The sequence below is a fragment of the Paraburkholderia bannensis NBRC 103871 genome, from assembly GCF_000685015.1.
GTDB lineage: Bacteria > Pseudomonadota > Gammaproteobacteria > Burkholderiales > Burkholderiaceae > Paraburkholderia > Paraburkholderia bannensis.
The window spans coordinates 130,685-151,229 of record NZ_BAYA01000004.1; the positions used below are offsets into that span (position 1 = coordinate 130,685).

21 protein-coding genes are annotated in these 20,545 nt (G+C 66.1%); 4 read left to right on the forward strand and 17 right to left on the reverse strand.

Features of this window, described 5'->3' with window-relative positions; translation table 11 throughout:
- Positions 1–85 precede the first annotated feature (85 nt).
- The 4 genes from BBA01S_RS06620 to BBA01S_RS06635 form a co-directional block, all read right to left on the reverse strand.
- On the reverse strand, positions 86–1,369 hold the full coding sequence (locus tag BBA01S_RS06620) for a dicarboxylate/amino acid:cation symporter (protein ID WP_027815743.1): 1,284 nt from the start codon (positions 1,367–1,369) through the stop codon (positions 86–88).
- Between the two features lie 353 nt (positions 1,370–1,722).
- On the reverse strand, positions 1,723–2,739 hold the full coding sequence (gene lipA / locus BBA01S_RS06625) for a lipoyl synthase (protein WP_027815744.1): 1,017 nt from the start codon (positions 2,737–2,739) through the stop codon (positions 1,723–1,725).
- A 61-nt stretch (positions 2,740–2,800) separates the two neighbouring features.
- Positions 2,801–3,703, reverse strand: a complete 903-nt coding sequence (gene lipB, locus BBA01S_RS40305; protein ID WP_084161901.1) for a lipoyl(octanoyl) transferase LipB — start codon at positions 3,701–3,703, stop codon at positions 2,801–2,803.
- Positions 3,704–3,867: 164 nt separating this feature from the next.
- Entirely contained in the window at positions 3,868–4,194 is a 327-nt protein-coding gene (locus BBA01S_RS06635; protein ID WP_027815745.1) for a DUF2917 domain-containing protein, read from the reverse strand.
- A gap of 99 nt (positions 4,195–4,293) precedes the next feature.
- On the opposite strand from BBA01S_RS06635, the gene BBA01S_RS06640 reads away from it, so the two are divergent.
- On the forward strand, positions 4,294–5,271 hold the full coding sequence (locus tag BBA01S_RS06640; RefSeq protein ID WP_027815746.1) for a transcriptional regulator GcvA: 978 nt from the start codon (positions 4,294–4,296) through the stop codon (positions 5,269–5,271).
- Between the two features lie 89 nt (positions 5,272–5,360).
- Here the strand turns inward: BBA01S_RS06640 and BBA01S_RS06645 are convergent, their stop codons facing one another.
- From BBA01S_RS06645 to BBA01S_RS06695, 10 genes are all read right to left on the reverse strand, one after another.
- A complete protein-coding gene (locus tag BBA01S_RS06645) occupies positions 5,361–5,669 on the reverse strand; it encodes a DUF493 family protein (RefSeq protein ID WP_084161904.1) in 309 nt (102 codons plus the stop codon).
- Positions 5,666–6,676 (reverse strand): D-amino acid aminotransferase, encoded by a 1,011-nt coding sequence (locus BBA01S_RS40310; protein ID WP_042296261.1) that lies wholly within the window; start codon positions 6,674–6,676, stop codon positions 5,666–5,668. Before BBA01S_RS40310 ends, BBA01S_RS06645 begins: the two co-directional genes overlap by 4 nt.
- A gap of 17 nt (positions 6,677–6,693) precedes the next feature.
- Positions 6,694–7,896 (reverse strand): D-alanyl-D-alanine carboxypeptidase family protein, encoded by a 1,203-nt coding sequence (locus BBA01S_RS06655; RefSeq protein ID WP_027815748.1) that lies wholly within the window; start codon positions 7,894–7,896, stop codon positions 6,694–6,696.
- Positions 7,897–8,268: 372 nt separating this feature from the next.
- Positions 8,269–8,901, reverse strand: a complete 633-nt coding sequence (locus tag BBA01S_RS06660) for an alpha/beta hydrolase (protein ID WP_027815749.1) — start codon at positions 8,899–8,901, stop codon at positions 8,269–8,271.
- A gap of 65 nt (positions 8,902–8,966) precedes the next feature.
- The gene (locus tag BBA01S_RS06665; protein ID WP_027815750.1) at positions 8,967–9,302 is read right to left on the reverse strand and encodes a (2Fe-2S) ferredoxin domain-containing protein; all 336 of its coding nucleotides are present in this window, start codon (positions 9,300–9,302) and stop codon (positions 8,967–8,969) included.
- A gap of 181 nt (positions 9,303–9,483) precedes the next feature.
- Complete coding sequence (locus tag BBA01S_RS06670; RefSeq protein ID WP_084161907.1) at positions 9,484–10,734, reverse strand: VanZ family protein; 1,251 nt, start codon at positions 10,732–10,734, stop codon at positions 9,484–9,486.
- A gap of 86 nt (positions 10,735–10,820) precedes the next feature.
- Positions 10,821–11,450 carry an ABC-type transport auxiliary lipoprotein family protein gene (locus tag BBA01S_RS06675; protein ID WP_027815752.1) on the reverse strand — a complete coding sequence of 210 codons (630 nt, stop codon included), beginning with the start codon at positions 11,448–11,450 and terminating at the stop codon, positions 10,821–10,823.
- A 178-nt stretch (positions 11,451–11,628) separates the two neighbouring features.
- A complete protein-coding gene (locus tag BBA01S_RS06680) occupies positions 11,629–12,594 on the reverse strand; it encodes an MlaD family protein (protein ID WP_027815753.1) in 966 nt (321 codons plus the stop codon).
- Between the two features lie 82 nt (positions 12,595–12,676).
- A complete protein-coding gene (locus tag BBA01S_RS06690; protein WP_407668293.1) occupies positions 12,677–13,603 on the reverse strand; it encodes an ABC transporter ATP-binding protein in 927 nt (308 codons plus the stop codon).
- A complete protein-coding gene (locus BBA01S_RS06695; RefSeq protein ID WP_027815755.1) occupies positions 13,600–14,733 on the reverse strand; it encodes an MlaE family ABC transporter permease in 1,134 nt (377 codons plus the stop codon). The genes BBA01S_RS06690 and BBA01S_RS06695 overlap by 4 nt, the downstream gene beginning before the upstream one ends.
- 391 nt (positions 14,734–15,124) lie before the next feature.
- On the opposite strand from BBA01S_RS06695, the gene BBA01S_RS06700 reads away from it, so the two are divergent.
- Genes BBA01S_RS06700 through BBA01S_RS06710 form a run of 3 tightly spaced genes read left to right on the forward strand, consistent with a single transcriptional unit; the run spans position 15,125 to position 17,166 of the window.
- Positions 15,125–16,042, forward strand: coding sequence for a biotin--[acetyl-CoA-carboxylase] ligase (locus BBA01S_RS06700; protein WP_027815756.1), 918 nt, complete (start codon positions 15,125–15,127; stop codon positions 16,040–16,042).
- Complete coding sequence (locus tag BBA01S_RS06705) at positions 16,039–16,875, forward strand: type III pantothenate kinase (protein WP_042296267.1); 837 nt, start codon at positions 16,039–16,041, stop codon at positions 16,873–16,875. Before BBA01S_RS06700 ends, BBA01S_RS06705 begins: the two co-directional genes overlap by 4 nt.
- 51 nt (positions 16,876–16,926) lie before the next feature.
- Complete coding sequence (locus tag BBA01S_RS06710; RefSeq protein WP_027815758.1) at positions 16,927–17,166, forward strand: hypothetical protein; 240 nt, start codon at positions 16,927–16,929, stop codon at positions 17,164–17,166.
- Positions 17,167–17,234: 68 nt separating this feature from the next.
- On the opposite strand, the gene rfaE2 is transcribed toward BBA01S_RS06710, so the two are convergent.
- The 3 genes from rfaE2 to BBA01S_RS40315 form a co-directional block, all read right to left on the reverse strand.
- Positions 17,235–17,720 (reverse strand): D-glycero-beta-D-manno-heptose 1-phosphate adenylyltransferase, encoded by a 486-nt coding sequence (rfaE2, locus tag BBA01S_RS06715; RefSeq protein ID WP_027815759.1) that lies wholly within the window; start codon positions 17,718–17,720, stop codon positions 17,235–17,237.
- A gap of 124 nt (positions 17,721–17,844) precedes the next feature.
- Complete coding sequence (locus BBA01S_RS06720; protein ID WP_027815760.1) at positions 17,845–18,714, reverse strand: ferritin family protein; 870 nt, start codon at positions 18,712–18,714, stop codon at positions 17,845–17,847.
- A gap of 539 nt (positions 18,715–19,253) precedes the next feature.
- Positions 19,254–20,501: a patatin-like phospholipase family protein gene (locus BBA01S_RS40315; protein WP_042296270.1), complete on the reverse strand. Its 1,248-nt coding sequence runs from the start codon at positions 20,499–20,501 to the stop codon at positions 19,254–19,256.
- Positions 20,502–20,545 lie beyond the last annotated feature (44 nt).

Genomic DNA, 20,545 nt, shown 5'->3' on the forward strand with positions numbered 1-20,545 from the left:
ACAGCCGGTACAGCGGGTACAACGACAGCCTGGCAAACCCGGACGACGCTGAGCGCGCCGCCCGGTCTTGCATGCACGCGCGGACTTACGCGCCCGCGCTTTCCTTCACTTCCGACGACTCGCCGGCCAGCACGGCGCGCAGCTTGTTGCGGTCGAGCTCCTTCTCCCATGCCGAAACGACCACCGTCGCCACGCCGTTGCCGACGATGTTGGTCAGCGCGCGGCACTCGCTCATGAAGCGGTCGATACCGAGAATCAGCACCATGCCCGACAGCGGAATGGTCGGCACCACGGCCAGCGTCGCCGCCAGCGTGATAAAGCCTGCGCCGGTCACGCCGCTCGCGCCCTTCGACGTGAGCATCGTCACGGCGAGCAGCGTGAGCTGCTGCGTCCACGTGAGGTCGGTGTTGGTCGCTTGGGCGATGAAGAGCACGGCCATCGTCATGTAGATGTTGGTGCCGTCGAGGTTGAACGAGTAACCGGTCGGCACCACGAGGCCCACCACCGAGCGCGAGCAGCCCAGGCGTTCGAGCTTCTGCATCAGTTGCGGCAGCGCCGATTCCGACGAGCTCGTGCCCAGCACGATCAGCAGTTCTTCCTTGATGTAGGAGACGAAACGGATGATCGAGAAGCCCGTCATGCGCGCAATCGCGCCCAGCACGACCAGCACGAACACGATCGAGGTCAGATAGAACGTGCCGATCAGCTTGAGCATCGGCAGCAGCGAGCCCACGCCGTACTTGCCGATGGTGAAGGCCATCGCGCCGAACGCGCCGATCGGCGCCAGCTTCGTGACGATCTTGACGACGCCGAACAGGACGCCCGAGATGCCGTCGATGAACTCCGTCACCACGCGGCCGCGCTCGCCCAGTTGCGTGAGCACGGCGCCGAACAGCAGCGCGATCAGCAGGATCTGGAGGATTTCACCCTGCGCGAACGCCGAGAAAATCGTGTCCGGAATGATGTGCATCAGGAAGTCGACCGAGCTCTGGCCGTGCGCCTTTTCGGCGAAGCTCGCGACGGACTTGGCGTCGAGCGTGCTGACGTCGACGTTGAAGCCCGCGCCCGGCTTGAGCACGTGCGTGGCGATCAGGCCGAGCACCAGCGCAAACGTCGAGACGATTTCGAAGTAGAGCAGCGCCTTGCCGCCCACGCGGCCCACCTTCTTCATGTCCTCCATGCCGGCGATGCCGGTCACGACGGTACAGAAGATGATCGGCCCGATCACCATCTTGATGAGCTTGATGAAAGCGTCGCCGAGCGGCTTCATGTCGATGCCGAGCGCCGGCCAGAAGTGGCCAAGAACGACGCCAATGACGATCGCCACGATCACCTGGAAATAGAGGACTTTGTGGAGAGGTTTCTTCACTTGGGGTGCCTGCAATAAGTTAAGCCGATGGCCGCGCGCATTCGAGCGCCTGCCGCGACAGGTCGAAACGGGGGGAATCAGCGAAACCAGATGGGGTGATCGGACATCGGCTGTCTCCTTGCTGTTTTTTTTGTCGCGGCCGAGGGTGGCCGCGCTTTCTGTATTGCAAAGTTGATGCCAGCGGCGCATTGTCGCGCCAGCCTTGATTTACAAGGCTTTTACCAAAGCGCGGAAAAACCGTAATCCGGATTTCCAGAAATGCGGATTGAATACGTCCGGGAATCCGGAACGCCAGACGCAAAAAAGCCCGCGCGAGGCGGGCTTTTTACTGACGGCTGAGGCTGAGCAGCGGCTTAAACCACGCCCGCGCCGTGCGCCTGAAGATCGGCGTGATAGCTCGAACGCACCATCGCGCCAACGGCCGCGTGCGTGAAGCCCATCTTGTACGCCTCTTCCTCGTACATCTTGAAGGTGTCCGGGTGGACGTACGAGCGCACCGGCAGGTGATGCTCCGACGGCTGCAGATACTGGCCGATCGTCAGCATGTCGACGTCATGCGCGCGCAGGTCGCGCATCACCTGGAGGATCTCTTCCTCGGTTTCGCCCAGGCCGACCATCAGGCCCGACTTGGTCGCGACTTCGGGATGCAGCGCCTTGAAGTCCTTGAGGAGCTTGAGCGAGTGCGCGTAGTCCGAACCCGGGCGCGCTTCCTTGTAGAGGCGCGGCACCGTTTCGAGGTTGTGGTTCATCACGTCGGGCGGCGCGGCGTTGAGGATTTCCAGCGCGCGATCGAGACGGCCGCGGAAGTCCGGCGTGAGGATTTCGATGCGGGTTTCCGGCGAATGCTCGCGCACCTGGCGGATACATTCGACGAAGTGACCGGCGCCGCCGTCACGCAGGTCGTCGCGGTCGACGCTCGTGATCACGACGTACTTGAGCTTGAGCGCGCCGATGGTGCGCGCGAGGTTGCCCGGTTCTTCCGGATCGAGCGGATCGGGGCGGCCGTGGCCAACGTCGCAGAACGGGCAGCGGCGCGTGCACTTGTCGCCCATGATCATGAACGTCGCCGTGCCCTTGCCGAAGCATTCGCCGATGTTCGGGCAGCTCGCTTCCTCGCACACCGTATGCAGGTTGTGCTCGCGCAGGATGTTCTTGATCTCGTAGAAGCGCGACGTACCGGTGGCCGCCTTCACACGGATCCACTCGGGCTTCTTGAGCTTCTCGATGGGAACGATCTTGATGGGAATGCGCGCGGTCTTGGCTTGCGCTTTCTGCTTCGCGGTCGCGTCGTACGGAACGGCGTCTGCGGCAGGATTCACTGCGGGAGTCGCTGCGGGGGTCGCTGCAGTATTGGCGGTTACGTCAGTCATGCTTTCGATCCAGTCAGGCCGCCGGGGAACGCCAGCCTGCGGTTGTGGCGGTTGCCCGCCTTCAGACCGCGCGAGCGGCCGGGTCCACGGCGGCCGCTTCGGCCGCGGGGTCTGCGACAGCCGCTTCGGCTGCCGGAAGAGGTTCTGCTTGCTGCGCTGCTTGCGCTGCCTGTGCCGCCTGTACTTCTGCCTGCGCGCTCTCGCTGTGCCTGGCGGCTTGCGCGGCGGCGTGTTCGGCGAGATTCGCTTCGAGCCGTGCGGCCAGCGTCTGCGCCGCTTCGCGCCATGTCGCGCGCGCGCCGAGCGTCGCCATATCGACGGTTTCAAGGCCCGCGTAGCCGCAAGGATTGATCGCGAGGAACGGGCTCAGATCCATCGACACGTTCAGGCTCACGCCGTGATAGCTGCAGCCGTTACGGATCTTCAGGCCCAGCGCGGCAACCTTGGCGCCACGGTGAACGGCGCTGTCGCCCTGGGCGTCATCTGGCACGTAAATACCGGGCGCGCCGTCCTTGCGCACACCGGCGAGATTATACGCCGCCAGTGTTTCGATCACGGCCTGCTCGATGAGCGTGACGAGCTCGCGCACCATGAGTTTTCGGCGTCGCAGGTCGAGCAGCAGGTAGGCCACTACCTGCCCCGGCCCGTGATACGTGATCTGGCCGCCGCGGTCGATCTGCACGAGCGGAATGCCGCTATTGGCGATCAACAGATGTTCGGGCTTGCCGGCCTGGCCGAGCGTGAAGACGCCGGGATGCTCGACCAGCCAGATTTCGTCGGGCGTATTCGCGTCGCGTTGCGCGGTGAACTCGCGCATGGCGTCGAAACTGGTCTGGTAGTCCTCGGTGCCGCGCCAGCGCAGCACGGGCGCTTCGGCCACATCGGCGGAATCGACAGGATCGACGCTGCGTTCAAGCACGGGGTCGGAGTGAATTGACGGGGATGAAACCGGGGTGGCGCACATGATTTCCGGAGTTTACCCAATTCGGGACAAGCGCGCCGAGGGGTCTGCGGCCGAAAGTCTCTTGCGCAACACATAAAAAGCAGAAACGGGCGCTCCTTCCGGTGAGCGCCCGCCCTTTGGCCCTTTTGGCCCCTTGGCCCCTTTGCCCAGCTTCCCGCGCGGCGTCAAACCGTGCGCCAGCCGTCGCCCGCATGCAGCCCAACGCGCGCCGCCTGCCGCGCGGCCCAGTCGAGCGCGCGCTCGCTGATGCGCGCAGGCGTCGCGAACGCCACCCACGCCGCCGCACCCTGCTCCGCGCCGATCCACAGGCGCTCGCCGCGCCGCAAACGCAGCGTGTGGCCCGGCTCCAGCCAATAGTCGGCAGTGTCGTCGCTGCGCGTCACCCACACCGCGCCGCAGTGCACCGTCAGCCGGGTGCTGCGCGACACGCGCACCGATGCGACTTGATTAGCCTCGACTTCGAACGTGATATCTGAAGAAATTTCTCTCATTTCCGTCTCCGAATGGCCTGCTTCGATGACTACAATCCTAGGCAACACAAGGGAGCGGACAAAACGATCAATTTTCACGGCTATGTGAGAAAAAGTACGATGGACTTGCGCACACTACCGGCGCTCAACGCCCTCAAGGCCTTCGAAGCCGCCGCGCGCCACGAAAGCTTTTCGCGCGCCGCCGACGAGCTCTTCGTCACCCACGGCGCGGTGAGCCACCAGATTCGCGCGCTGGAAGCCGACCTCGGCGTGTCGCTGTTCGCGCGCGACGGCAAACGCGTGCGCGTGACCGACACGGGCCGCCGCTACGCCAGCCAGGTGCGCGACGCGCTCAACCAGCTCGCGCACGCCACCCAGGAAATCCGCGCGGGCGACCGCGACCGGCGGCTGGTCGTGTCGATGCTGTCGTCGTTCGCGGCGCGCTGGGTCACGCCACGCATCGGCCGCTTTATCGAAGCCCATCCGCAGTGGGACGTCGAGCTTCAGTCCACCAACCAGCTCACCGATTTCGCGCGCGACGACGTGGACGTGGCGATCCGCTTCGGCTACGGCCACTATCCGGGCCTGCACGCCGAACTGCTGCTCGACGAGATCTTCTTCCCCGCCTGTTCGCCCGATTTCCGCGACGGCAAGCTGCCCGACGACCCGCGCGAAATGGCGAAACTCCCGCTGCTGCGCTCCGACGACGAACTCTGGCGACCGTGGTTCGACGCCGCCGGCATGCAGGACATGCCCGAGCCGAAGCGCGGCGTGCTCTACCAGGATTCGTCGAACCTGCTGCAAGCGGCCATGGACGGCCAGGGCATCGCGCTCGTGCGACGCTCGCTCGCGATGCACGAGATCACGCGCGGGCGGCTCGTGCGCCTTTTCAAGGACATCGACGGCCCCAGCCCGTGGCGCTATTACCTCATCTGCACGCCGCAGCGTTTGCAGACCGAGCGCGTGCAGGCGTTCCGCGCGTGGGTATTCGATGAAGTCGCGCGCTTCCGGCGACTTTACGAAGACGCCTGCGAAGCCGGCCCGCTGATGACGGCGGCCGCCGCCGCGTTGCGTGCCAGCGAAGGCGATGCGGTTTAAGAGCCCGCGCACAAATCGGCGTACAAATGAAAAAGGCTGCCCTTGAGGCAGCCTTTTTCACGATCCGGCGCCCAAAGCGCCCGTCTTCGTTACAGCACGATCTTCACCATCGGATGACCGGTGAGCGCGCGGTAGATATCGTCCAGGTGAGCCTGGCTCGTCGTCCGCACCGTCACCGTAAGGCCGGTATAGTTGCCGCCGCTCGACGGGCGCTTTTCGATGGTCGACTCGTCGAAGCCGCCGTCGAATTCGCGCAGCACCGCGATCATGGTCGATTCGAATTCCGGATGCGTCTTGCCCATCACCTTGATGGGGAAATCGCAGGGGAATTCGATCAGCGATTCCTTGGCTTCCATGCCCGCGCCGATCACGGCGGGGCTGTTCTGTGATGCAGTCATTTTTCCACTTCCTGTAGCGTGGCACGCGTCGTGTGCAGCGCCTGCAACACCTCACGCGCCTCGCGTGCCTTCGCACGCTGATAAGCCTCGTAGAGCGCGGCATAAACCGGCCCTGTTTTGCCGTTGCCCACGGCCGCGCCATCGAGCGTGACAACGGGCAAAATTTCTTTGGTCGCCGAGGATACCAGCAGTTCGTCGGCACTGCGCAGCGCCGCTTCGTCGATCTCGCGCGCCTCGAAGCGCAGGCCGCAGTCCTGCGCCAGCTCCTCGATCAGCCCGTAACGGATGCCTTCGAGGATCTTGCTGCTACGCGGCGGTGCATACAGCACGCCGTCCTTCACGATCCACACATTCGACGACGACGCCTCGGTCACCCAGCCGTCGCGCAGCTGGATCGTCTCGAATACGCCATGCTCGACGGCGTTCTGCGCCATCAGCACATTGCCGAGCAGCGACGTCGCCTTGATGTCGCAGTTCAGCCAGCGGCGGTCTTCCGCCGTCACGCAGGCCACGCCCGCCGCGCGCTGCGCGTCGCCGGGCATGACGAGCGGGTTGACCATCACGAAGACAGTGGGCGTGATGCCGGCCGGAAACGCATGGCCGCGCTTCGCGACGCCGCGCGTCACCTGCACGTAGACATTTGCGTGGGCGTTGCGCGCGAGCGCGCCCGCCGCTTCGTTCGCCTCGATTACGCGCGCGATCAGCGCACGCCAGCCCGCTTCATCGAACGGATTGGCGATGCCCACCTTGTCGAGCGAGCGTGCGAGCCGCGCAAGATGCTGCGCAATGCGAAACGGCACGCGCACCTGCTCGCGTTGATCGCCCGCGTCCCCGGCTTCGAGCACATACACGGGCACGACTTCGTAAATCCCGTCGCCGAAAATGAAGCCGCGGTCGAGCACCGGCACGCGCGCTTCGGAAAGCGGCGTCAGTTCGCCGTTGAGCCAGACGACGGGCTCGGCGGCCTCGTGCGTTGAAGTTGCAACCGCGGTCGAAGTCGAGGACATGGCGTCGCCCCGTTCTATTACTTCTTCTTGTTGAACATGAGCATCAGCGAATCCCACACGCGGCCGACGATGCCGGCTTGCGGCACGGCCTGCAGCGCCACCAGCGGGAACTGCGCGAGCACCTTGCCGTCCGCGCCGACGAACTTCGCCGTGCCGACCTGCTGGCCGTCCGCGAGCGGTGCGATCAGCGGGCTGGTGACTTCGATCTGCGGCTTGGCCTTGTCGGCGGCGCCCTTCGGCAGCGTCACGAACTGATCCTTCTTCACGCCGACCTTCACGCTGTCCGCCGCACCCTTGTAGACGCGCGGCGTCGCGACCGCCTGGTTGGCGCCGTAGATGCGCGTGGTGTCGTAGGCGCTATAGCCGTAGTTGAGCATCTTCAGGCTGTCCTGCACCCGGTCGTGCTCCTTCTGCTCGCCCATCATCACCGAGACCAGACGGCGATCGCCGCCGCCCGCCATCGGGCGCTTGGCCGATGCGATCAGGCAGTAGCCCGCGGCTTGCGTGTGACCGGTCTTCAGGCCGTCGACCGTCGGGTCGATCCACAGCAGGCGATTGCGGTTCGGCTGCTTGATGTTGTTGTACTTGAATTCCTTGACCGAGAAGATGCTGTAGTACTCGGGGTAGTCGCGAATCAGGCGCGCCGACAGCGTGGCGAGGTCGCCCGCCGTCGTGTAGTGATTCGGGTCGGGCATGCCGTTTACGTCGGCGAAATGCGTGTGCGCCATGCCGAGCTTCTGCGCTTCGGCGTTCATCATGTTGACGAAGTTCGACTCGCTGCCGCCGACGAGTTCGGCCAGCGCGATCGCCGCGTCGTTGCCCGACTGGATGATCATGCCGTAGACGAGATCGTGCACGGACACGGGCTTGTTCGCCTCGATGAACATGCGCGACTCGTCGGTCTTCACGCGGCGCACGGCTTCGCTCGGCGTGACGATCTGCTCCATCGAGATCTTCTTGGTCTGCAGCGCCTCGAACGTGAGGTACGCCGTCATCAGCTTGGTCAGCGATGCGGGTTCGACGCGCTCGTCAGCGTTGCCCGATGCGAGCACCTGGTTGGCGGTTGCATCGACGAGCACCCACGAACGTGCGTTCACTGCGGGCGGCGGCACCTGCGCGAAGGCCGATGCGCTCGCGAGCAGCGTGGCGCCGAGCGTGATGGTGCGAACAATGGAAGGGGAAACGAAGGAGGACTGCTGGCCGTTGGAGAGAAAACGCATAGGTTCAGGTCGGACGGGATTGGGGTCAGGACGAACGTTGCGCGCCATGCGGCGCACAGTCGGGTGAGCCGGATTGCGGCGCCTCGCTCGCACGCCAGGACTCAGTCCCAACGGGCGCGGCTGCCGCAAAAAGAGCGCTCATTATACGCGTCACGTAGGGGCGATTTTTGTAGATGCCTTTCGATTCTGCGTACCTGTCGTGCATTTTTCACGCGTCGCGAATTTTCCGCGCGATTTTTTCGGCGTGCTTCTCAACTTTTTCTCAAGTATTTCTGACGACCGCCTTCGCGCGGCAAACGCGCGCCTTGCAACGGGCGCGCGTTCGCTTGTGCGTTCGTTTGTGCGTTCGTTTTTCTCGAAGCGATTCGATGCTCAGCGCCAGGCGTCGACGATGATGCGTTTGAGCACGTGCAGCTTGCGGTGCAGGAAATGTTCTGCCCCCGGAATCACAACGACGGGCAGCTCCTGCGGACGCGCCCATTCGTACACCGAGAGAATCGGCACCGTGTCGTCGAGCTCGCCATGAACCACGAGCGTGTCCTCGCGCACCGGTGCGACTTCCCAGCGGCTCGCCGCAGTGCCGACGAACACCATGCGCTCGATTTCGCCGCCCGCTTCCTGATAGCGCTTCGCGACATGCGAGAGCACGAAGGTGCCAAACGAAAAGCCCGCGAGCACGAGCGGCGCGTCGCCCTGCCCCGGCTGCGCGCGCATGTACTGGAGCAGTTCGAGCAGATCGTCCTGCTCGCCGATGCCGTTGTCGTGCGTGCCCTCCGTCGTGCCCACGCCGCGAAAATTCGAGCGGTAGACCACGTAGCCAAGTTGCACGAGCGTGCGCGCAAGCGTCTGCGCGACCTTGTTGTCCATCGTGCCGCCAAAGAGCGGGTGAGGATGCGCGACCAGTGCAATGCCGCGCACGGGCGCGCCGGCGTCGGGCCGGTCGAGCGCGCATTCGATCTTGCCGACGGGGCCGTCGATATGAAACTTCTCGGTTTGTGCGTTCATCGTTCTGCGGTTGGGTTTGACGTTTTGCGCATCGCGCGACGTGGATCGATCAGACCGTCAGACGGTCAGACATCCTTGCGATCGATCATCAGGCGCTCGACCGGCTGGCCGTTCTGCAGATGCGAGACGACGATCTCGTCGATGTCGCTTTCGTCGATATAGGTGTACCAGGTGCCTTCCGGATACACCACGAGCACCGGGCCTTCCTCGCAGCGGTCGAGGCAGCCCGCCTTGTTGATGCGCACCTGGCCGGGGCCCGCGAGGCCCAGTTGCTTGACGCGCTTCTTGGCGTATTCCTGCATCGACTGGGCGTTGCAGCTTGCGCAGCTCGGACGCTCGGCGCCGGGATCGCGCTGGTTCAGGCAGAAGAACACATGGTGCTTGTAGAAGGAGTCGGTCATGGCGTGGGTACCAGTGGGGGGACGGGTTCAGCCGCAAAGTCGATCGCGCCCGCGCCGCGGATTGGCGACGTGGCGCGCGATGCTGCGACTGCCTGTCAGAGATAGGAGTGCGGTCGATTATAACGAGCGCGGCGCGATCGTTCGCGGCCCGGAGTGGACTCGGCGAGAACCAGGAGCGGACTCAGCGCGGACGCTGCAAGTCGCGCGCCTGCCGCGTGCGGGCGCGCCGCGCGAGCCATGCGCGCTCCAGTGAAAACGCCGTCCAGCCGAGCGCCGCCCACGGCCAGCTCCATGCCAGCCAGCGCGCGAGGCCGTTGAAATGCAGGTAGCGGCCCTGACGCCAGTCGGCCAGCACCACGTCGAAATAGGGATTCACCGGCAACAGGTTCACGAGCACGAGCGCGACCGCCAGCGCGACCGTGGCCGCCGCCGCGCGCGCCGTGCGCGGCAGACGCAGCGCCAGAAACGCGGCCAGCGTGCCCCAGACGAGGCCCGCGAGCGCGCCGGGCGTCGCCCAGTCGAACAGCAGGCCGCTTTGCGATTGCAGGAAGGTCGCGCCCGCTTTCACCACCAGCGTGGTCGCCAGCAGCACCACGATCAGTCTCGCGCGCGGCGCACGGGCGCGCATCGGCAGCGATGCGAAGGCCGCTGCGCCGAACAGGTTCAGCGTCGTCACGAGCGCTTCCCAGTCGCTGTCGGGCAGGCGCGCGGCCAGCGCGTCGGGCAAGGCGCGCAGATGCCAGGCGGCGGGCGTCCAGGCCAGCACGGCGTCCTGCATCGACGCATCGAAACGCTGCCAGATCGCGCGCGGCCAGTCGCCCATGCCGAACAATCGCGGTGCGGGAAACATGGTCGCGAACGGCCAGAGCGCGGCCAGCACCATCAGCGCGCCCGCATCGCGCTCAAACCAGCGAAAGCGCAACCGTCGCAGAAAGCCGCGCTCCAGCAGCGCGCCCGTGAGCGGAGCGGCCAGCGCCGCGCCCAGCAGCGCACCGAGCGCGTTAGTCGCGAGATCGAGATTCGACGCCACGCGCGTGGGCAGATACGTCTGCACCGCTTCCATCACGCTGGAGAGCAGCGTGCCGCCGAGCGTGGCGATCACGACCGCCAGCAGTCCACGAAAGCGCGGCCACAACGCGAGCACGGCCAGCGCGCCGAACGGCATATAGCCGAGCACGTTGGTGACGACGTCGAAAACCGTCCAGTAACGCGGAAACGGATCGCCGAGGTACGCGAACGGACTCAGGCCGAGCGAGCGCCAGCCGCTGAAGGGATACCAGGAGCCGTAGACGATCAGCGCGGCGTAGAGCGCGAACGACTGGCGCGAAAGGATGGAGGCGTGGCGCGGCAGCGCCTCGGGCGCGCGGGTTTCGCGATCGCCGCTCGGGGAAATATCGGGTGGAGGGGGGGTCGAAGCGCTGTCGCCGCTCATTTCACTGCTCTTGCCGCCGCCCGCCGCTCACGGCATTCGCCGCATCTGGCGGGCGCGGCCAACTCGCAATTAACTCGCCGCCAACGTCAAGGCGTACCGGCGAACGCCTGCACGCTCAGCCATGCGCCGATCTGGCCCGCGAAATCGTCGCTGGCCGCGCGCAGTGCCGCTGCGCCGCCTGCCGCGTCGGGCGAGCTGGCAGGCGCGCGCGCGATGAACGAGCGCTGCGCGATCACCTTGCCGCCCTGCATGAGCGTCGCACGCGCGGCCAGCACACCGGAGCTCGACGTCGAGTTGTCGAACACCTGTTCGAACTCGGTCAGCTCGATCTTGAGCATGGGCGCGGGCACGGAATCGGCGCCGGACAGCACCGTCGCACGCGAGGACAACGTGGTGCGCAGTCGCTGCGTGAGCAGGCGCGCAGGCGACATCGTCCAGCGGCTGTTGGCGTAGCGGCCTTCGCGCTGGGCGTCGCCGATGCGATAGAGGATGCCGTCGTGATCGAGCGTGGGCGGCGCGCTCACTTCGAGGATCTTGAGCGGCGGGAGCGACGGGGGCGCGGGCTGCGCCTCCAGCGGCCCGAGGTCGTAGCGGATGTCCGAGAGCGCGGCCTGGTTGCCGGCGCACGCCGCGACCAGCGTGCCGACGGCGAGCGCGGCCAGCAAGGCGCGGCAAAGGCCGAAAAGCGGGCGTAACGAAGTGGCTTGGCGTGACATGGCGATTCCTTCTGTGTGCTGCGGATTACTGCTGAGCTGATGCGTGTGTGGCGTCTGCGGCGCGAGTGGCGCGCGTGGCGTGTATTACGTGCACGTCGAAGGTACTCCGACCATGTTGCAGCGCGACAGTTCGCGCCGCCGCCACGAAATCCTCAAAGCGCCACAACGGCTTGCGGCCCTATTTCCCTGCCGTGCCCGCGGGCCACGAGAAGCCCGGCTCGCCCGGCCCCGGCTCGGGCAGCGGTGCGCCGCCGAACAGCAGGCTGCGCGGGCTGGTCGTGAACGTGCCCGCCGCGCGGTCAACCGAACGCATCGCGGAACGCACATCGTCGGTCAGCGAATCGACGCGCGGCAGCGTGTCGTAGCCCACTCGCGCCGAAAGCTCCTGGATCGATTCGTTCATCGACGTCAGCGCCTGGCCCGCCTGCTGCGCCGCCGTGCCGGCCTTGTTCAGGTTCATCTGGAACGGGCCGTCGGGGCGATTGACCATCGTGATGAGCTGGTTGGTCGATTTGAGCGTCTTTTGCAGGTCTTCGACTGCGCCGGGCAGGCGCTGCGTGGTCGGCTGCAACTGCTGGGCGAGCACGTTCACGCTGCTCGCGGCCTGCTGCATCGTCGCGACGGTGTTCATGATCTGCTTGCGATTGTCTTCGCTGAGCATCTGGTCGACGTCGCTCGCGATGCTGTCGAGCTTGCGCAGCAGCGCGTCGCCGCGCCGCTGGAGCTGGTCGAGCAGGCCGGGGCGCAGCGGAATCTCGGCGACCTGCTTGTCCGACGTCGGCAACGGCGACAGATCGAGGTTGTTGTCGTCGAGCTGCACGAACGCAATGCCCGTCACGCCCTGGAGCGCGAGCGTGCCGAAGGTCGAGCGCGTCATCGGCGCCTTCTGGTCGATCAGCACGCGAATGCGGATCTGGCCCGGATGCTTCGCGTCGAACTGGATCGACTGCACCTTGCCCACGTCGATGCCGCGATAGCGCACGGCCGCGTCCGGATACAGCCCGGTCACGCTGCTGTGCGAGATCAGGTCGTAGGGCACGCGCACCTTGTGATCGGCGCTGAAGAAGAAGACCGCGAGCGCGATCGCAGCCAGCAGACCGATCGTGAATAGACCGGCCCAGAACGCATGCGGTTTGTTTTCCATCGTCAGATTTCCTCGTTGACGGCCGTTTTGACGTTTGTTTTGACGACCGTTGCGGCAAGCCGCTCCAACTGATTCAGCTTGTTCAACATGGCTTCACGCCCACCGATGCCGGCGCGAGCGCGGCGGGCGGCAGCTTCGCGCGCCGCTCGGGCGGCAGCGCCTGCAACGCGCGCCGTCCGCGCATGCCCAGAAAGTATTCCCGGATGAACGGATCGTCCACGCAGGCGGCCTCTTCCACGGGCGCGGCCACCAACACCTTGCGCTCGGCCAGCACGGCCACGCGCGTGGACAGCGCGACCATCGCGTCCAGATCGTGCGTGATGAGCACGACGGTCAGGCCCAGCGCCCGGTGCAGCGTGCTGATCAGCTCCACCACTTCGTCGGACGAGCGCGGATCGAGACCCGCCGTCGGTTCATCGAGAAACAGCAGCTCCGGCTCCAGCACGATCGCGCGCGCAAGGCCCACGCGCTTGACCATGCCGCCCGAGAGCGCCGCCGGCATCTTGGAGGCGTGCTTGCACGGCAGCCCCACCATCTCCAGCTTGAGCATCACGATGTCGCGCAGCAGATCGGGCGGCACCTTGCCCAGTTCGCGCACCGGCTGCGCGATGTTGTCGAACACCGACAGCGACGAAAACAGCGCGCCATGCTGGAACAGCATGCCGGTGCGCGTGCGCATGAGGCGCGCACGCTCCGGATCGATCTGCGAAATGTCTTCGCCGAACATCTTGATCGTGCCGGAAGTGGGCCGCTCCAGCCCGAGAATCTGCCGCACGAGCGTCGTCTTGCCCGCGCCCGAGCCGCCCACGATGGTGACGATCTCGCCGCGCCGGATATCGAGGTTCAGGTGCTGATGGACGATGTTGCGCCCGTAGCGCTTGGTGAGGTTGCGCACCTCGATGATCGGCTCGCCGATGGCGGGCAGCGGCAGGTCTTCGACGGCGCTCTGCAGCGGCGTGCTCATCGTGCCGGTCGTCTTGATCGTGCTCAGCGTGCCTGACGTACTCATGACAGCCCCACGTTCTGGAACAGGATCGCGAACACGGCGTCGGCGAGGATCACGATCGTGATCGAGGTCACGACCGAGGTGGTCGTGCCTTCGCCGAGACTCTGCGAATTCGCCTTGATCCGAAAGCCGAAGTGGCAGCCGACAATGCCCACCAGCATGCCGAACGCCACGCCCTTGCCGAGACCGATCCAGAGATTCGCGATCGGCACCACGCTCGGCAGCGAACGGATGAACCATGACATATCGATGCCAAGCACGGCCTTGGCCGCAAGCGCGCCGCCGAGCAGGGCGATGATGTCCGTCCAGATCACCAGCAGCGGCATGGCCACGCCCAGCGCGATCACGCGCGGCAGGATCAGCCGCAGCCCGTGCGAAATGCCCATCACGCGCATGGCGTCGAGTTCTTCCGTCACGCGCATCACGCCGATCTGCGCCGTGATCGCCGAGCCGGAGCGGCCCGCCACGAGAATCGCCGCGAGCACCGGCCCGAGTTCGCGGATCACCGCGAGGCCCAGGATGTTGACGATGAACTGGTTCGCGCCAAAGAGCCGCAATTGTTGCGCCGAGAGATACGACAGCACGATGCCGATGAGGAACGCCACCATCGCCGTGATCGGCAGCGCGCGCGCCCCGGCGTTATAGACGTTCGCCGAAATCTCGACCCACGGCGTGGCCTTCGGTTTGCGCAGGATGAAGAGCAGGTCGAGCATCACCCGGCCGAGCATCGCGATGCCGCCGTACAGATGATCCCAGAACGAGAAGATGCCGAGACCGAGCCGCGTGATGGGATCGACGCGCACCACGCGTTCAACCGGCTCGCGCACCGAATCGAGCAGCGCGATGCGCTCGAAGATGTCGCGCTGGGTATCCGAGAGCGCCACGAGGTCGGCGGGCAGCTTGTGCCCCCAGAAGCGCCAGAGCGCCTGGCCGCCCACGTGATCCATGCGCTCGACCTCCGACAGATCCCATTGGCCGATGCGCTCGCCGGCGAGCGCGCGCAGCCTCCGCACCGCGCCGCCCTGCTCGCGGTCGCGCGCGAGCGCAAGCGCCGTCCACTGGCCGGACAGGCGCACGATTTTTCCCTGGTTGCCGGCCGCGATGTCGAGGCCGGGCGGCGTTTCTTGAGTCAAGGCGGGGCGCTCGGGCGGGGAGGAATGATCAGTCATTGTAGCGAACGCGCCCTGTTTCGGCGGTACGGACGCGCACCCACGCGAGCGCACCCAGATCGCTCATCGATCTCGCACGCACGGCTGTGGACAATTCTGTGGATGACCTGTTGGCAGGCTGTGGGTGCGATGTGGAACGATTAGCCGGCCAGTGGGATTTGTCGACATCCCCGAATGGCCTCTTGTGGACGATTCTGTGGATATCCTGTTGGCCGCTTGTGGATCGGCTGTGAATTGCATAAAAAATAAGCAGATTTCGGTCGCCAGACGGGCCTCGATCCGCCCGTCCCCATCGCCATCGACTGTGTGCCGACTGCCGCCGTCGGAGCGCAGGCGAGCCACTACAATACGCACCATGAACGCTACCCCCACGTCCCCCGAGACTCCGCGCGCCGACGACTGGCGCATCGACCGCGAACGCGCGGTGACGCTGTTCGGCCCGGCCGCGCACGACTGGCCCATCGAAATCGTCGAGGAAACCGGCTCGACCAACGCCGACCTGATGGCGCGCCTCAAGGCGCTGCCGCATCGCGCCGACGCGCTCGCGCGCCCGATCGTGCGCGTCGCGTACCTGCAGACCGCTGGCCGTGGCCGGCGTGGCCGCAGCTGGGTCGCGCAGCCCGGCGACGCGCTGCTGTTCTCGCTCGCCTGCGTGCTGCCGCGTCCGCTCGAAGGACTGGCGGGCTTGAGTCTCGCGATCGGATCGGCGCTCGTGGACGGCCTGCGCACGCTGCCCGTGGCCGCGCCCGGCCAGATCGCGCTGAAATGGCCGAACGACGTCCTGCTCGAAGGCGACAAACTGGTGGGGATCCTCGTGGAAAGCGCGTGGAGCACGCCGGACGCATCGGCGGTGGTGATCGGCATCGGGACGAATGTGCGCGGCGCGGACGCGCTCGCGCAGAAGGTGCAGGCGCTCAATGCCGACGCCGCTGCCCAGCAAGCCGCACCGGTGCCGGGCACGACGCCCACGGCGCTCTCGCGCGTGTGGCCCGGCGCCAATCTCACCGATGTGCTGGCCGCCGAACTCAACGCGCTCGAAGGCGCGCTCGAACGCTTCGGCGCGAACGGCTTCGCGCCGTTCCAGGCGCGCTGGAACGCGTGCCACGCCTATGCGGGCCGCGAAGTCGCGCTCTACGAACAGGGCGCCGAGCTGATGCGCGGCGTCGCCGTGGGCGTGGACGAGCGCGGCCAGTTGCTGCTCGACACCGCGAAAGGCCGCGAATCGGTCACGACCGGCGACGTCTCCCTGAGGCTTGCGGGCGGCGCCGCATGAGCGGCGCGCAACACGCCGGGCCGCCTCCGTTTCTGCTGATCGACGCCGGCAACAGCCGGATCAAGTGGGCGCTCGTCGCCGCCGACGGCGCGCGGCTGCACGCCGGCGCGGCGAATCACGACGATGCGCCGGATGCGCACGGCGGGCGCGACTTTACAGATTGGTCAGGACTGCCAATGCCTTGCGGCGCGTGGATATCGAACGTGGCGGGCGCAACCGTGGCGCAGCGTATCGACGCCGCACTCGATGCGCATTGGCCGGGACTTGCGCGCACGGTGATCCGCTCGGCGCAACAGCAATGCGGCGTGACCAACGGGTACACGACGCCCGATTCGCTCGGCAGCGACCGCTGGGCCGGGATGATCGGCGCACGCGCGGCGTTTCCCGACGAACCGCTGCTGATCGCGACCTTCGGCACGGCCACCACACTGGAAGCGTTGCGCGCCGACGGCACCTTCGTCGGCGGCCTGATTGCGCCGGGCTGGACGCTGATGATGCGCTCGCTCGGCGAACACACTGCGCAGTTGCCCGTGCTCGACGCGCATAATGCGTCCGGGCTGGCCAGCGCAAAGCAAGAGCGTGACGCCGCGCCGCTGTTTGCAAACGACACGAAACGCTCGATCGCGGCGGGCTGCGCGCTCGCTCAGGCAGGCCTCGTCGAGCGCGCCTGGGCCGAATTGCAGCAGGCGTGGGACATGCCGGTGCGGCTGGTGGTGAGCGGCGGCGCAGCCGCACAAGCAGCAGCGGCGCTCAAGGTGCCGCATACTCGCCACGACGCGCTGGTTCTCGCGGGCCTCGCGCTGATCGCGGCACAATCCGTAGCGCAACCCTGAGCGTGCCTTGCGCACGCTCGCTCATTCACGATAACGACGGAGTTTCCTACGATGCTGCGTGGCCTGATCGCCCTTTTGATTCTCGCCAACCTGTGCGCCCTCGGGGCGATTCGCGGATTCTTCGGGCCGCTGCCCGCGTCGGGCACACTCGATCGCAAACAACTGAGCCGGCAGATCCATCCGGAAGGCCTGAGCGTGCGAGCGATCAAGCCGTCCGAATCGGTCGACGTGCCCATCGTGGGCGGCCCCGTCGCCGACCCGGCCATCCAGTCGACGACGCTGACTCAATAAGCATCAAACAGCGTGACTAACCCGCCGCGCAGTTAGGCGCGCAATTAGCCGCACAGCTGGCACCGCAATCAGTCCTGTTGCGCGCGCACCTTCTGCAACAGCTTCGTGGTCGAGCGGTCGTGCTCGAACGCGATCGCCAGCGCCTTGCCGCCCCAGCCGCGCACGAGCGCCGACTCGGGCAGCGCATCCATGTCGTAGTCGCCGCCCTTCACGAGAATGTCCGGACGCACGGCCTCGATCAGCTCGATCGGCGTGCGCTCCGTGAATTGCACCACGTAGTCCACGCTTTCCAGCGCCGCCAGCAGCGCCATGCGGTCGTTTTCGTTGTTGATGGGCCGGTCGTCGCCCTTGCCGAGCATCTTCACCGACGCATCGCTGTTCACGCCGACGATGAGCGTCGCGCCCAGCGCCTTCGCATCGGCGAGATAGGTCACGTGGCCGCGATGCAGGATATCGAAGACGCCGTTGGTGAACACCACCGGGCCAGTCAGTGAGGCGCGCAGTTGCGCGAGCGCGTCGCGGGTCGTGATCTTGCGTTCGAAGGTTGCGGGCATCGGATGGAACTCGAATAGAAGTTGAATCGGATCGGCAAAACGGCCCGGACGCTTGCGCGTGCCGGGCCGTTTTCTCTGTGTTCTGTCGCGCGCCGCGATGGGCGCGCCGGGGTCAACCTGCCGTTCAGGCCGGCTGCTGCGTGCCCTGTTCGGCCTGCAGACGCTGCACCACTTCCTTGCGGTAGCGGTTCAGTTCCTGCGCCGTGCTGAAGGTGCGCTCGAACAGGATCGACAGGTTGTGCAGGATACGCTCGACGACCTTCTTCTCCCAGCCGTCGTCGAAACGGATCTGCTCGTCGAGCCAGCGCTCAAGCCATTCCGGATCCGGCAGGCGCGACTGGATCGTGTCGCGCGGGAACAGCGCCTGGTTCACGTGCAGGTTGGTCGGGTGCAGCGGCTTTTCGGTGCGGCGCGCCGACGCCATCAGCACGCCAATCTTCGCGAAGGCCGCGCGTGCGACGTCGCCCGCGTTATTCAGCGCCTTCTTCATATAGCGCAGGTAAGCGCCGCCGTGACGGGCTTCGTCGCGCGAGATGGTTTCGTAGATGGCCTTGATGACCGGTTCCGTGTGCCATTCGGCGGCGCGACGATACCAGTGGTTCAGGCGGATCTCGCCGCAGAAGTGCAGCATCAGCGTTTCGAGCGGCGGCGCCGGGTCGAACGTGAAGCGCACGGCGTGCAGTTCTTCTTCGGTCGGCACCATTTCCGGCTTGAAGCGGCGCAGGTATTCCATCAACACGAGCGAGTGCTTCTGCTCTTCGAAGAACCAGACGCTCATGAAAGCGGAAAAGTCGCTGTCATGATGGTTGTCACGCAGGAACATTTCCGTGGCCGGCAGCGCCGACCATTCGGTGATCGCGTTCATCTTGATGGTCGCGGCCTGCTCGTCGGTCAGGAGCGAGCCGTCGAACTTGTCCCAGGGAATGTCTTTTTCCATGTCCCAACGGACTGATTCGAGCGATTTGTAAAGTTCCGGATAAAGCATCGTGTTCATAGTCCCGCCCCTGTTCTGCGCATGACGACTTCGTAGCGTGCTGCCCGCGGCGCGTGTCCTCACGTGTCCGGCGGGCGAAAAGCATTTAATTTTACGCGGTAACTGGCCCTCTGGACGCAATTGCACGCCCGCTAAACAGATTACTTCCTGTCGAGCGGCAATCCGCCGTGCCGGTGTGGAAGGCGCCGCGATGAGTTCTGGGTAGTTGCACCATGCCTGGAACCCGGCTGCCTGAAATCCGCGGGGAGCCGCCCGCGCCGTCTGCCCGCCCCGCCCGCGTAGCGCGCGGCGAACCTGACGGCTCCGTCCAGCGAGGGTCGCCCGCTCATACCGCGACAGATTGTCGCAGCATGGCACCCTCACCGCCCCCGCCTCTCTCGACTGCTGCCGCCGGCCGCCGCGACGTATGCACGCACGCGGGCTCTGTTTGACCGGAAGCAAACGGGGAACGCCTCGGGTGTCGGTCGGCATGCGCAAATACAACCAGACACCCACGAGACGGTCGGAAAAACCTTACACGATGATAGCACGGCGATCTTTCAGTTCCGGGGCGCCTGGGGATGGCCCAGCGCCGCGCCCGCACGCATCTCCGACGACTCCTTGAGCCACATCAAAAGAACATCGCTTTTCGCTAGCGTATCGCGATAACCCAGTTCGATCAGTTCTTCCGTGAAGCCCCGCTCGAACAGCAAATAGCTCGCAAATGCCGCGCCCGACGCGCGATTGCCGCCCACCGCGCCCAGCAGCATGCGCACCGATAGCGGCAGTTGGCCGAGATGGCGCGCCGCGATCAGCTCGATGCGCTCGCTCGGGCCGATCGCGAGCACGTCGACGTGCCGCCAGCCGCTTTCCGGCTCGACCGTGTGCGGCAGGTGCAACACCATGCGGTTGACGTGCTCGATGCGCTCGATATCGGCGCCCAGCGCGTCGAGGAACACGCTCGCCAGCACCTGTTGGCCCACTTGCGCGAGCGTCGGGTAGGCGTCGATGTCGGTGCGAGTTGCCGCGACCTCCGGCCCGGCTGCCGCTTCGGGCGTGCTGGCGCTCGTGTTCGAATTCGCGCCGATCACGACGATGCGTTGCGCGCCGAAGTGGATCGCGGGAGACAGCGGCGCGATCTGCCGGATCGAGCCATCGCCGAAATACTCGTGGTGGCCGTCCAGCTCAAGGCGCACGGCGGGGAACACATAAGGAATCGCCGCCGACGCCAGCAGGTGCGCAGGCGTGAGTTCGACCATGCGCGCCGTGCGCTGCGCGCGACGCCACGCGCGGATCGGCTCGCTGGCCTGGTAAAAGGTGAGATGACGTCCCGACGAATAGCTGAGCGCACTCACCGCCAGCGCATGCAGCAAGCGCCGGTCGAGCATCTGGTCGATGCGGCGAAAGTCGAGCGTGCGGCCAAGGAAGTGCGCGAGCGGCGCGTTGTCGAACAGCGTGCGCGGGGTACGCCGCGCAGCCACGCCGAAGGTGGCCCAGCCGAACGCCAGCGCACCGAGCCAGCGTGCGCCTGCCGCCGCGACGCCGGGCCAGTCGGTGCGATAGACCTGGTCGGCGGACAGTTGCGCCCAGACGTCGACCAGACGCTGGGCGCCGCTCAGGAACTGATCGGCGTGACTGGCGATGGACGTGGCATTGATCGCGCCCGCCGACGTGCCGCAGATCACGGTGAACGGAATCGCGTGGCTTGCGGGGTCGGCCTGCGCGGCGAGCTGCGCAAGCGCATGCAGCGCGCCGGCCTGGTAGGCCGCGCGTGCACCGCCGCCCATCATCACGAGTGCCAGCCGCATGTCGCCGACCTCCCCGCGTGCTCCTGCTTGCTCACTATCGGCGC